The sequence below is a fragment of the Enterococcus diestrammenae genome, assembly GCF_049384045.1.
In the GTDB taxonomy this organism is placed as follows: Bacteria; Bacillota; Bacilli; order Lactobacillales; family Enterococcaceae; genus Enterococcus_C; species Enterococcus_C diestrammenae.
Map to the genome: position 1 here is coordinate 34753 of NZ_JBMRGR010000013.1, position 11959 is coordinate 46711.

The 11959-nt window shown below is 45.9% G+C and carries 12 protein-coding genes; 9 read left to right on the plus strand and 3 right to left on the minus strand.

Going from position 1 to position 11959, the window contains the following annotated elements; all coding sequences use genetic code 11:
• Positions 1-202: 202 nt before the first annotated feature.
• The 6 genes from ftsY (at position 203) to gshAB (ending at position 7048) form a co-directional block, all read left to right on the plus strand.
• Complete coding sequence (gene ftsY, locus ACO03U_RS09800) at positions 203-1525, plus strand: signal recognition particle-docking protein FtsY (RefSeq protein ID WP_423104699.1); 1323 nt, start codon at positions 203-205, stop codon at positions 1523-1525.
• A 208-nt stretch (positions 1526-1733) separates the two neighbouring features.
• A complete protein-coding gene (locus tag ACO03U_RS09805) occupies positions 1734-2408 on the plus strand; it encodes a CPBP family intramembrane glutamic endopeptidase (RefSeq protein ID WP_204687139.1) in 675 nt (224 codons plus the stop codon).
• A gap of 13 nt (positions 2409-2421) precedes the next feature.
• Positions 2422-2802, plus strand: a complete 381-nt coding sequence (locus ACO03U_RS09810; protein WP_204687138.1) for a hypothetical protein — start codon at positions 2422-2424, stop codon at positions 2800-2802.
• 421 nt (positions 2803-3223) lie between these two features.
• On the plus strand, positions 3224-3757 hold the full coding sequence (locus ACO03U_RS09815) for a sigma-70 family RNA polymerase sigma factor (protein WP_204687137.1): 534 nt from the start codon (positions 3224-3226) through the stop codon (positions 3755-3757).
• Positions 3754-4584, plus strand: a complete 831-nt coding sequence (locus tag ACO03U_RS09820) for a PH domain-containing protein (protein ID WP_204687136.1) — start codon at positions 3754-3756, stop codon at positions 4582-4584. Before ACO03U_RS09815 ends, ACO03U_RS09820 begins: the two co-directional genes overlap by 4 nt.
• A gap of 181 nt (positions 4585-4765) precedes the next feature.
• Positions 4766-7048 carry a bifunctional glutamate--cysteine ligase GshA/glutathione synthetase GshB gene (gene gshAB, locus ACO03U_RS09825; protein ID WP_204687135.1) on the plus strand — a complete coding sequence of 761 codons (2283 nt, stop codon included), beginning with the start codon at positions 4766-4768 and terminating at the stop codon, positions 7046-7048.
• Between the two features lie 104 nt (positions 7049-7152).
• Here gshAB and ACO03U_RS09830 read toward each other — a convergent pair whose 3' ends face one another.
• From ACO03U_RS09830 to ACO03U_RS09840, 3 genes are all read right to left on the minus strand, one after another.
• Positions 7153-8304 (minus strand): LCP family glycopolymer transferase, encoded by a 1152-nt coding sequence (locus ACO03U_RS09830; RefSeq protein WP_161868774.1) that lies wholly within the window; start codon positions 8302-8304, stop codon positions 7153-7155.
• Between the two features lie 366 nt (positions 8305-8670).
• Complete coding sequence (locus tag ACO03U_RS09835) at positions 8671-9084, minus strand: hypothetical protein (RefSeq protein WP_204687134.1); 414 nt, start codon at positions 9082-9084, stop codon at positions 8671-8673.
• Positions 9085-9229: 145 nt separating this feature from the next.
• Positions 9230-9673: a YueI family protein gene (locus ACO03U_RS09840; protein WP_204687133.1), complete on the minus strand. Its 444-nt coding sequence runs from the start codon at positions 9671-9673 to the stop codon at positions 9230-9232.
• Between the two features lie 306 nt (positions 9674-9979).
• Here ACO03U_RS09840 and ACO03U_RS09845 point away from each other — a divergent pair, with 306 nt between their 5' ends.
• From ACO03U_RS09845 to ACO03U_RS09855, 3 genes are read left to right on the plus strand one after another with little or no spacing between them, the layout of a single operon-like run.
• Complete coding sequence (locus ACO03U_RS09845; RefSeq protein ID WP_204687132.1) at positions 9980-10546, plus strand: GNAT family N-acetyltransferase; 567 nt, start codon at positions 9980-9982, stop codon at positions 10544-10546.
• Between the two features lie 27 nt (positions 10547-10573).
• A complete protein-coding gene (locus ACO03U_RS09850) occupies positions 10574-10972 on the plus strand; it encodes an iron-sulfur cluster biosynthesis family protein (RefSeq protein WP_204687131.1) in 399 nt (132 codons plus the stop codon).
• Positions 10969-11874, plus strand: a complete 906-nt coding sequence (locus ACO03U_RS09855; protein WP_204687130.1) for a metallophosphoesterase — start codon at positions 10969-10971, stop codon at positions 11872-11874. The genes ACO03U_RS09850 and ACO03U_RS09855 overlap by 4 nt, the downstream gene beginning before the upstream one ends.
• The last annotated feature ends 85 nt before the right edge of the window (positions 11875-11959 follow it).

Here is an 11959-nt window from a genome sequence, read left to right on the forward strand (position 1 = left end):
GCAAGCAGCCGGAGCAGTTGAGACGGACAAGGCTAGTGCAGAAGCGAACGTCGCGGAGGCTAACGAAGCAGAAGCGACCGAAGTAGAAGAAAATGAAACAGACGCTAGCGATGCAGAGGAAGATGCTGAGGCAGTGGTTCCAGCTAGGTCATCAGAAGGCAACCCTGAAGAACTAGCTGAACCCTCTGTCTCTGAAGACGAGATGTCTGAAGCAGAGGAAGGCCCAGAAGCCCCTTCGACGGTACCTGACACAGCTACGGTATCAGCTTCACCGGCAACACCAGAAGAGGTTGCCGATAAAGACGTCCCTTCAGAACCTGAAGGCATTGACACAGTCCCGGTGACGGCACCAGTTACTCCGGATAGTTCGAACGTAGCGTCTGAAGAAACCAGGGAAGCTCTCTCAGAAGCCGCAATTTCGGAAACGACAGCAGCCAATTTGACGGCAGCAACAAAGGAAATCCCTCAGCCGGAGCCAGTGGCATCAGTAGCTGAACCAGAAGCTGAACCAGAAGCTACGTCAGAAACGGCGCAAGTCGATGAGGCAGTCGTTTACGATCCTTTTGCCCCTCGGACGGCGACAGCTGAGGAAGCACTAGAAGAAAAATACGACAAAGGCTTGAAAAAAAGTCGTCGTACCTTTGGCCAGCGCCTCAATCAATTGTTTGCCAATTTCCGGACGGTGGATGAAGATTTCTTTGAAGAAGTAGAAGAAACCTTGATCGGCGCCGATGTCGGCTTTGATGCGGCTATGAAGATTGCTGACCAAATGCGGGATGAAGTCAAACTGCAAAACGCCAAGAAACCAAAAGATGTCCAAAATGTCATCATCGAAAAATTGGTGAACTTGTATGATGAAGCCGGCGAAAATGAAAACCACGCCTTAAACTTACAACCGGGTTTGACCGTGATGCTGTTCGTCGGAGTCAACGGTGTGGGGAAAACCACCAGTATCGGTAAGATGGCCTACGAATATCGCATGGCAGGTAAAAAAGTCTTGCTAGCTGCCGCTGATACCTTCCGGGCGGGGGCCATCGACCAATTGGCTGTCTGGGGCGAACGGGCTGGCGTGGAAGTTGTCCGCCACAATGCGGGCGCCGATCCTGCGGCTGTCGTTTACGACGCAGTGGAAAAAGCCAAAAATGAGAACTATGACATCTTACTAGTGGATACTGCTGGACGTCTGCAAAATAAAGTCAATTTGATGAAAGAACTAGATAAGATCAAGCGGGTCATCCAACGAGAAGTCCCAGATGCCCCCCACGAAGTTCTTTTGGTAGTGGATGCTACCACTGGTCAAAACGCTATGGTACAGGCGAAACAATTTAAAGAAACCACCGATGTTTCCGGGATTGTCTTGACCAAATTAGACGGGACGGCAAAAGGTGGGATTGTCCTGGCTATTCGCAATGAACTGCATTTGCCAGTAAAACTGGTGGGCCTTGGAGAAGGAATCGACGACTTGGAACCTTTTGATCCGAATCAGTTTGTGGTCGGTTTGTTTAAAGGCTTGCTTCAAGAATAAGAAGGAAGGCTGAAGGAACTTGCTTTGCTCTGGAAAATGAAGGTGGAACCAGACCTGATTTGCTTGATCATGAGTTGGTTCAGCCTGCATTTCGAAGGGGCTAGTTCGTGAAGCCAGACACGGATAAAAAAGGTGGGACGGGTCCAAATCACGTCCCCCTTTGTTGCTTTTGGCGTAGTGTTTACGATAGAAATGAGGAATTTGAGTTATGACCAGTCCAACCCTTACGCGGCGGATTTTATATTTTATCGGTTTTATGTTGTTGCAAAACTTCTCAGTAGTAATCCTGAGTGTGGATCAAATCCTAGGTGTGCAAATGTCACAACTAGCCTATGCTATTGTGATTTCATTGGTGTTTTTGGCGGTGATGGTGTATTTCATTCGTCAGTACCAACACCAAATCCAAGCATATAATCCTCGGGGCTTTGGCTTGAATCTCTCCATGAAAGGGAAAATCAGTTGGATTATTTTGACTGTTGTCGGGGTTTATATCTTTTTGATGGTAGTGACACCGCTGCTACCGGCGGGCAACGCTGAAAATCAAGTAGAGATCAATAAATTATTCCGCCAACAAGCTCTTGGGATAACTTTATATGGCGCTGTCCTAGCTCCCATCATCGAGGAACTTTTGTATCGTGGAATTTTCATGAACTTCTTTTGGAATAAACAAGGCCGCAAGTACGACATTTTGGCGGTAGTGACTTCCGGACTGCTCTTTGGTCTGCTTCATGAGCCACAACTTTCCTTGTATTTACTGGTTTATTCAGGGATTGGTATGGCTTTCGGGGCGCTGTATTTGAAGACCAAAGACATTCGCTGCAACATGATTGCTCATATCTTGTACAACAGTGTGACTTTTTTGGCGATGTTTGCCACAATGTAGAGGAGGTCTATCAGTGAAAAATAAAAGCTTACTGCTATCAACGTTGGTGGCGGCCATTTTATTGACGGTGATTCTCGGCTTCAGTCCAGTGAAAGAATTCGTCTATAGTGACAACTGGACACGGAAAATCATTGGCGTGGGACTGTTTGCTTTGCTACTCTTTTTCTGGTGGCGAGGTGTGAGACGCTCGCGTCAGTTTCACAAGCAATTTCAGTACTATGTCAAAAGCCATGAGCTGACGCCGGAAAAACTGGCTCGTATTACCCCCTTTACGAAATATGATTTTTCCTATGATGGCGACGAGTTACTCTTTGTCAACGGGACTCCTGAAAATCGGGAGCGGTTGTTGCAAACGTTGCAGGAGCAATACGGACCCGTACCAGAAAATAAATAACTACTAAAAGAACGTCCAATCGCGGGCGTTCTTTTTTATCGATAAGAACTTATAAAAAATTAAGTTATCAAAAAGCTATCGTATCAGGAATTAAGTGGCGTATCATGCCGTCATTTTGATGTTATGAAAAAGCTAAAATTTGGCTCGGTAGCAAATATGTTGACGGTCGTTAGACGGGTAAAAGCCCAACGAAAAGCGCTTTTGTCTTGGCTAGCTTGTCTTAATGGTCTTTCGTTTAGCTGAGCTAGCCAAAAGCCCCTGGTTCGTTCGTTGGTATTTACCGGTACCGCTACAACTCGAGGCATTCTCCGGAAGTAAGTCCCTCTGTTTTCTTAGCTAAAGCTCGGATATATTTCTTTCACCTGATAGATTTCATCTCTAGCCAACGTATAATAAGGTAAGACAAGGAGGGGAGCTGGAGATGGAAGATAAGGAAATTGTCGCTAAGATGATTGCCAAAGATTTTCAGGGGTTGGAAGGGTTGATTGATTCCTATGGGTTTGCAATTTGCCAAACCATCTATCGGGTATTGAACCATCCCGTCGAAGCCAGCTATCGCAAAGAGGTGGAAAATGAGGTCTTTTATAAAATTTGGTCCAACAGTTCGCAGTTTGATAGCACAAAAGCCAGTTTAAAAACTTGGTGTTTGACGATTACTCGTCATTTAGCAGTGGATAAGAAACGGCAAGTGATCCGTCAGTTACGGGAAGTTCCCAGCGAAATTTTGCCAGAAGCCTTGGCGTGGCAGGAGCCGTTAGGGAAAGAGGAATTCCTTGCGTTGGTGGCGATTTTATCGCCGGAAGATCAGTTGATTTTTTTGAAGTCCTTCTTTTTTCAAGATAAACCAGGGGAAATCGCCAAAGATTTGGGTCTGGATGTGGCGGTGGTTTCCAATCGATTGGCCCGCGGAAAGCAAAAACTGCGCAATGAGTTATTAAAGGAGGGGCGATCATGAACAAGGGTGCCTTTAAAGATTCGTTTAGAGAGCTGAACAGTCAACTGTTCGGGGAAGATGATTTGACTGTATCAGGGAAAAAACGCTTATTTCAGCAAACTAAGATGTATATTTTTATCCAAGATTTTCTAACCAAGCTGACCCCGATACTGGCTGAAGGAGAAGCGATTCAGGCGTATCTGCCACTGACCAATCAAGAAAACACGGCAGTTGCAACGGGGGGCTTGTTGGGGATGGCTTATGCCCGAACGGCGGCAGCGCGAGAGTATGTCGATCATTTCCATGATGTTCGTGGGAATCGATTGCTCGTCTTTACCAATCAGCGGATGCTCTTTTTGGTGATGGTGGAGTTTTTGGAAGAGGAGCTGTTTTACAGCTATCCTTATTCCTCTATTCAAAGTATCCAATTTACCAAGCATAAAATTGGCTATTTCGATTGGCATCAAAAGTCACTGAAGGATAAGCGCCAATACCGCTACTACTACACTTTGGATTTTCAATCAGAGAATCATATTTTTACCGAAATGTTGACGGTAGAAGATGGTGAAATTGTACAACGGCAATTGCAAAATATTCCCCAGTTGCAAGATATCATGGTTACTACCAAAGCCCGACGAAAGAGTAAGCTAGACGCTATTTTTAGTAACTTAACTTGGCAGCTAAAAGTACTGATGATTATCAGCTTGCTACTGTTGGCGCTAGGTTTAGGTTACTTACTGGTGATGCTCGCAGGGGCGCTAGGCTGGGGACCCCTTAAGGAGATGTGGCCACCAGTCGGGATGGTCCAAGGACAGGGGCGCTATTTTCTTGACCTTTGGCTGAAGTAACGATGACTAACATCGCCACGACCACCCTCGTGACGGACAAACAGTCAACCGACTTTCTTGCAGAGAAAAGAGTCTCGGCTGTTTTGTTTCTTGCTGATTTCCTCTATAATGTAGAAGACAAAACCAGGCAAGTTGGAAAACGGCTTACCTGAGAAAATACAAGAAAAGTGAAGGAACGACGATGGATTTTCAAAAGATGATGCAGGCGCCCAAAGCACGGGCTAATGCTTTAGCTGCCCGCTTTGGTGTGGAACGAGAAGGACAACGGGTAAGGCTTCAAGACGGAGCGTTGGTGACGACTCCTCACCCGAAGCTGTTGGGCAATCGCAAGTACCATCCCTATATTCAGACCGATTTTGCTGAGACCCAGCTAGAATTGATTACACCGGTTACCGAGTCTCCAGAAGAGCTGATGGCGTGGCTGGCGGCCCTTCATGATGTAGCCGGACGCTCGATGGCTAAGGAGGAAGCGCTGTGGCCTTTGAGTATGCCTCCGCAATTACCAACAAACCAGTCTGAGATTAAACTAGCGGAGTTGGATAATTTTGAAGATGTACTCTACCGCCGTTATTTGGCCCGCCAATACGGGCGGCGCAAACAGATGGTCTCGGGGATTCATTTTAATTTTGAATTTGGGGAAACCCTCGTTCAAGCCCTCTTTGATCAGCAACAAGTTTGTCAAAGCTTAGAGTCGTTTAAGACGGAACTGTATATGAAAGTCACCCGTAATTATCTGCGCTATCGTTGGTTGATTACGTATCTTTACGGTGCCACACCTACCAGTGAACCAAACTATTTTGTGGAAGATCCTGGCCCGGCGGAACCAGTTCGTAGTATTCGCAATAGTGCTTATGGGTATCGCAATTACGAAGACGTTCAAGTGTCCTATGCTAGTTTGGAGCGTTACCTTCAGGATATCAGTAAGATGGTGGATTTGGGGCATTTATCTGAGGAAAAAGAGTTCTATTCACCGTTGCGGCTCCGGGGTGGCAAACGTGTTCAAGATTTGGCGGATTCAGGGATTCGCTATATTGAATTGCGTAATATCGATTTGCAACCCTTTGATCGCTATGGTTTTTACCACGAAGAAGCGCAATTTTTACAAGTCTTTTTGTTATTGATGCTGTGGTTACCAGAAGAAGCTGATGCTGATGACTGGGTACGAGAAGGGGACCGTCGCAACGATGCGGTGGCTTTGGAACGACCAGATGCCATGACGGCTTGTTTGCCGGAGGGAGAATGGTTGCTTACGGAGATGGAAAAAATGATAGCCGCCCTGCATCTTTCTTTACCGGTGGACTTTCTAAGCGAGGCCAGCGTTGCTTTGGCTGATCCGGAAACCACTCCGGCAGCGCAACTGTGGTTAGCTAGTCAAGTCCACTCCCAACACGAAGTCGCTACCAAACTGGCCCAAGCCAATCATTATGAAATCTGGCAGCGTCCGTATCAATTGGCAGGCTTCACGGGGATGGAACTTTCCACCCAGATTTTGCTGTTTGACGCCATCCAACAAGGGGTTAAGGTGACGATTTTGGATGAAGCCGATCAATTTTTGCAATTGAATTTGCAAGGGCACATTGAATATGTAAAAAATGCCAATATGACCGCCAAAGACAGTTATGTGGTGCCGTTAATGATGGCCAATAAAACCGTCACCAAAAAAGTCTTGGCAAAAGCCGGTTTCCGTGTGCCAAAGGGTGGGGAATATGGTGATTTAGCTACTGCTTTGGCAGCCTATCCTAAATATGACGGTCAAGCGATCGTGGTGAAACCCAAGAGCACCAATTATGGTCTAGGGATTTCGGTTTTCAAAGAAGCGCCAGCCTTTAGTGATTACGAGACAGCGGTCCGATTGGCTTTTGCCGAAGATACTGCTATCTTGGTGGAAGAATTCTTGCCAGGTACCGAATACCGTTTCTTCGTCCTTGACGGCAAGGTAGAAGGTATTATGTTGCGAGTACCTGCCAATGTCGTAGGTGATGGGGAGCGCACCATCGCCCAATTAGTCGCTAGCAAAAACGAAGACCCATTGCGGGGGACGCATCACCGCTCACCGCTGGAATTGATTCAGCTGGGGGAAATTGAAAAGCTGATGTTAAAAGAACAAGGTTATCAAGTGGATTCCGTACCTGCTGCTGGTGTGACTGTCTATTTACGGGAAAACTCTAACGTTTCAACCGGTGGCGATTCGATCGATATGACAGACGAGTTTAACGAGGATTACAAAGCCGTAGCCGTGGCCGCGGTAGAAGCCCTTGGTGCTAAAATCAGCGGCATCGACTTGATCATCCCGGATAAATCCCGTCTTGCTTCAGAACCTGGTGCGTATGGTATTATCGAGGCCAATTTCAATCCAGCCATGCATATGCATGTTTATCCTTATCAAGGTCAGGGACGGCGCTTGACGATGGCCGTATTGCAGTTTTTATATCCTGAACTAGCGGAGTTAAACCTACCGGAATAATCGATAGCTTGCCAAATAGTAGAAAAAAGCTTTGGAACCCTCAAATGTGTTGAGGCGCTCCAAAGCTTTTTGGTAGTTATCAATTTAAGTTGCTCTAGAGATGATCATTCGTTGCCAGCAGTTTCTGTATCATAGTCTTCAGAAGCAGAAGTGTCGGTAGTGGTCGTTTCCGCTTGGCTGCCTTCAGTGCTCTCCTGGGTCGGACGGGTACTACTGAAGCCTTCAAAATAAGGACCAAAGTAGACGTTGCTGGTACGAGTAGCGTCATCCCAACCGGCATCTGGTTCGACATAGGAGTCATCGTACAAGCGTTGTTCTTCATCTTTCACCAAGGATAAGACCGCATTATCCGCTAAGCCCAACTGTTCCCGCAATTGATTGGAAGCTTCCAAAGTTCCATAATAAGGCGGAATTTGATAGTATCCATCGTTGATCATATACCCTTGACCACCGATTTGAATGGAAACGATTTTTGTCAAGGCTGCTTGGTAATTGGTAGCGATGTCTAGCATCTGATTCCAAGTCAGGTCAGTGGTGACATTGTCCCCTAAGGCCTCCAGAACCTTGGTATAGTATTTCACGGTGTTGACGCTTGCTAGCTTTTTGACAACTTTGGTTAACACTTCTCGCTGCCGCTCTTGTCGCCCCATATCTCCGGTGCTATCGTCTTTACGCATCCGAGCATAGGCGAGCCCTTTTTTACCATCCAGAGTGACTTTGCCTTTTGGAACATGAATCCCATCCAAGGTAAAGTCGATTTTATTGTTAACCTCGATCCCATCGACGGCATCAATCAAATCCTCTAGCCCTTGCAAATTGATGGTAGCGTAGTGATTGATTGGAACATCCAAAAAGTTTTCCAAAGTATCAATCGTCATCTGGACCCCACCATAAGAATAAGCAGAGTTGAGCTTATCATGGCGTTCTTTTCCGACAATTTCGACTAGAAAATCCCGATCGATACTCGTGATTGTCGTTGTTTTTTTCTTGGGATTGATGGTGACGATCATGGTCGTATCCGAACGCCCCTTGTCATCGCGGCCCAAACCACCAGAGTCAATCCCTAATAAAAGGATGGAGAAAGGATCGGCTGCAGCTGTATTCACGGTATTGCCATCGTGGTCGACTGCTTGATACATGCGGTCGGCAGCATTGCGGGCTTGATAGGCTGCAAAAATACCGAAACCAAAGACGATGGCGATAATTCCTGTCAAAATCCCAACAACGATTAGGATGGTTTTCTGCCTTTTAGTCATTGTGCACCTCGTTATGTTGTTTTCAAATTACTTACTTCTAGAAGTTTACGCATTATTCCTTCAAAAACTAACTTTTATTTTACCATATCTGAAAATTTAGATAAAATTTAATTTTTATCAAGAGGAAGTGAGGAAAGTATTGAAGGAGAGAGACGAAAAAATACCGCTACTCTCCGTCTATCTAGAAGCAGTAGCGAATCAAGTTTCCTGCGGGGTGATTTTACGAATCAGCACCACTTGCTAGCCAGTTGGATTCGAAATAAAACTAGCCTCTGCAAAAATGAAGTCGAAACCGACGCATGAAAAAGCCCCTCATGTGTCGGTTCCGTCTTCATTTTTAAACTAACTAAATTTCTTCAGCGTTTCTTAGTATTCAAACTCTTTAATTTCGATGGTTTGTTTGGATTCGCATACTTTCAGTCCAGTGGTTTCTTCCCACCAGTTTTTCATTTCTTTTTCGTAAGTGGTGGGGAAAGCTTCGACGATTTGTAGCAGCGGGCGGTCATTGATTTTGGCATAAGGAAAGTTTAGTGTCAGATTATATTTCAACTCGGTCAACAAACTATAATATTGGAACATTTGATAGTTCATTTCCTCGGGATCTTCTTCGGCCAAGACTTTGGGTGCCCGGTCTAGCATAAAGCCAAAACTGCGCATCATAAACATGATCCCATCCAAGTGCTCCGGTTGAATGTAGGAAGCATCTTTTAGGATATCGATGTGGGTATCCAATGCTAAAAGTAGTTCGTTTCTCAATGTTTTGTAATCAGGTGTTGTCATCTGTTTTTCCCCCTTAAATAGTAGTAAAACTCCCCATAATACATCTTTAGGAACCGTGATTCCCCTCAACAGTCCCTTGGTTTACTTGTTACGGTGACTGGTAGCAGCTACATGCTCTTAGTAGCAGTGTCAGGAGCTGGCAGTCTCAGTGAAATAATTTCTCGAAAAAGCCTGGTTTTTTTGGTGGTTCCGGTGTTTTGTTAGAGGTAGCGGGATATTTTTCAGCCACGTCGATCACCGGTTCATTCACGGCCTCTTTGGCTACCACCAATAGACCCAACCCATCAGGAGCACTACTCACGAAGTCATTGACGATGGTGAATTTGGCACCGGCTTTGGTCAATAACTGGATGTAGTCTGTCTGAAGTGATTCTGGTAGTTTGCCGTTCATTAAGACTTGGGCATCTGGGTTTGCGGCGAGTTCTTTTTGCAAAGCTTCCTTGTTTGCCTTGTCTTTCATCTGGGTCAAGGTCATGCTTAAGTAGCAGCGTTCACGGAAGGTACCCATGTATTTTCGTTGTTCCTCCGGATTGAGCAAGGGGGCTCCGTACATTCCCTTATCCAAGTGTTTTTGCAATTCATCAGCCATGGCAAGAGCTCCTTTGGTTGTGGATTGACTATCGGATCAGTTGCTTGATTAACCTGTGGTATCAAGGTTGGCATAGCTAATACTCAAAAACAGCTGGGCTATCACCGATAGTCGTGGGCGCGTCTAGTGCAGCTAGAACGACACTAGTAAAAAATCGCTTTCTCGTAATTAATTATAACACTTACCACCGAAAAATCTCAGGGGAATCCCTTTTACTACTTAAAAAAGCCCGAGAAGGCGGAGTTTTTCCTTTTCTAAAGGGGCTGCGCTATAATCAAAGGTAGTAAAACGAGGGAAGTGAGACCAATGGAAGCTAGTCAACTAATGCTTATCTTGGCGGAAAACAACCACTTAGAGACTAAACGTCTGTATTTGCGCCCGGTTACCTTAGCGGATGCAGCAGCTATGTATGAATACGCCAGCGATGAGGAAACAACGGCTTATGTCTTTCCCCGACACCAAAGTTTGGCGGAAACGCGGGAAGCCATCGCAAATTTTTTTATGGCAGCACCACTAGGAAAATACGCCATCGAGACCAAGTCCGAGCACAAAATGATCGGGACCATCGATTTGCGAGTGGAGGCGGAAGCTTTGCGGGGAGAATTGGGCTATGCCTTGAATAAAGCTTATTGGGGGCAAGGGCTGATGCCAGAAGCGGCGATGGCTTTACTGTCACTAGGATTTGATAGCCTGCAATTGCTGCATATCCAAGCCTTACACAACTTGGAAAATCCTAAATCCGGGCGGGTAATGGAAAAAATCGGCATGACCAAAGAAGCCCAGCTGCCGCTTTCTCGTCTGTGGCGAGGCAAACCGGTGGGAGAAGCCATGTATGGCATCACCCGTGAGGATTGGCTCAAGCATGTTTTATAAAACCATATAAATAAAGAGGGAATACGTATGAAACTAACGATTGATGAGGCAGCCAAAAAACGGATTGCCCAAAAAATGCAACCAAGTGATCACATCTATTTGGATTTTGAAGATGGAGCGGGTCCTTTTGCCCACAGTAGTTTAACCTGTCGTCTGGACTTGAGCTTTCGGGTGCTCTTAGTAGCGGCGGATTATCCAAATGAAGGCTTAGAAGTGTATGATGAAATTCTTGAAACCACACTAGGGCCAGTGAAGTTGAAGAAAAGCTCCGAGGTTTATTTGGATCCTGAAACCCAGTTGGTGATTGGTGACGGGCTAGGAGCCTTACAGTTGAAGGGACCTTCTGGAGTCTTGGCCGATAATATTCCGATAATCCGGATGACAGCTGCTTCGGACACCCTAGGTAAGGGCACGGTGTTGGGGTGAAACGCCTAGCTGTGATCAGCGACTTACATGCGGATATCAACCACTTTTCTGATGAGGAGTTAGGCTTGCTGGCGGATATTTTACGAGAAAAACAGGTTACACACTTACATTTGGCGGGGGATATCGCCAATAAAGTTTTGCGAGCATTGGAAATCGTGGCCTTTTTTAGCGGGCAAGGCTTGCCCACTACTTTTAACTGGGGTAACCATGAGATGGCTGATTTGACAGAAGCGACCATCGAAAATTATCCTGATCCGGCTTTCTTAAATTGTCGAAGTGTCGCTTTGACCGAGAAAACCGTGCTGTTGGGCTACAATGGCTGGTATGACTACCGTTTTGCGGAGAAGTATCAGCCGGATAAGCTCCGTCAGATGAAAAATGTCTATTGGTATGATCGAGTCATCCCTTGGTCAGACAGTGATCCGCAAATTGAGGCACGCTTGCGGGAGCAGTTGCGACTTCGATTAGATGAGCTGCAAGCCGCTGACAAACAAGTGATTTTGGCGACCCATTTTGTGCCCAAAAAAGAGTTCATCGTCTACCAAAAGGAGGAGAAATTCCGCCGTTGGAATGATTTAAATGCCTTTTTAGGTTCTGAGCACTTGGGGGACTTGCTGGACTGTTATCAAAACATCAGCCATTGTGTTTTTGGTCACACCCATCACCGCTTTGCCGATCAGGTGTTGGCAGGGACGACTTATAGTTGTCGCCCACTGGGATATTTTTTTGAATGGGCTTTGACCCGGGACTTTGTTTTTGAAAACCAGTTAGTGACCGAGTATCGACCAGCGAAATTACGGGGGATACTGCGACGAAATCAAGCAGCCTTTGCTGACTATCGGAAAATCCATCTGGCAGAAGAGTTTCAAAAAGGGATGACTGTGATTGATATTCCGGTCTAAAAGAATTTTTTGAGGCTTGTTGGCTACTCCATCGGGACTAGGCAACAAGCCTTTTTCGACTTATAATGAAAAGAACTTTGGCTAA

Excerpts from the sequence above, each read along its gene's own strand:
- ftsY (WP_423104699.1), top strand. The coding sequence starts at position 203 with ATGTCTGAAGCAGAGGAAGGCCCAGAAGCCCCTTCGACGGTACCTGAC.
- ACO03U_RS09805 (WP_204687139.1), top strand. The coding sequence starts at position 1,734 with ATGACCAGTCCAACCCTTACGCGGCGGATTTTATATTTTATCGGTTTT.
- ACO03U_RS09815 (WP_204687137.1), top strand. The coding sequence starts at position 3,224 with ATGGAAGATAAGGAAATTGTCGCTAAGATGATTGCCAAAGATTTTCAG.
- ACO03U_RS09820 (WP_204687136.1), top strand. The coding sequence starts at position 3,754 with ATGAACAAGGGTGCCTTTAAAGATTCGTTTAGAGAGCTGAACAGTCAA.
- gshAB (WP_204687135.1), top strand. The coding sequence starts at position 4,766 with ATGGATTTTCAAAAGATGATGCAGGCGCCCAAAGCACGGGCTAATGCT.
- ACO03U_RS09830 (WP_161868774.1), bottom strand. The coding sequence starts at position 8,304 with ATGACTAAAAGGCAGAAAACCATCCTAATCGTTGTTGGGATTTTGACA.
- ACO03U_RS09835 (WP_204687134.1), bottom strand. The coding sequence starts at position 9,084 with ATGACAACACCTGATTACAAAACATTGAGAAACGAACTACTTTTAGCA.
- ACO03U_RS09840 (WP_204687133.1), bottom strand. The coding sequence starts at position 9,673 with ATGGCTGATGAATTGCAAAAACACTTGGATAAGGGAATGTACGGAGCC.
- ACO03U_RS09845 (WP_204687132.1), top strand. The coding sequence starts at position 9,980 with ATGGAAGCTAGTCAACTAATGCTTATCTTGGCGGAAAACAACCACTTA.
- ACO03U_RS09850 (WP_204687131.1), top strand. The coding sequence starts at position 10,574 with ATGAAACTAACGATTGATGAGGCAGCCAAAAAACGGATTGCCCAAAAA.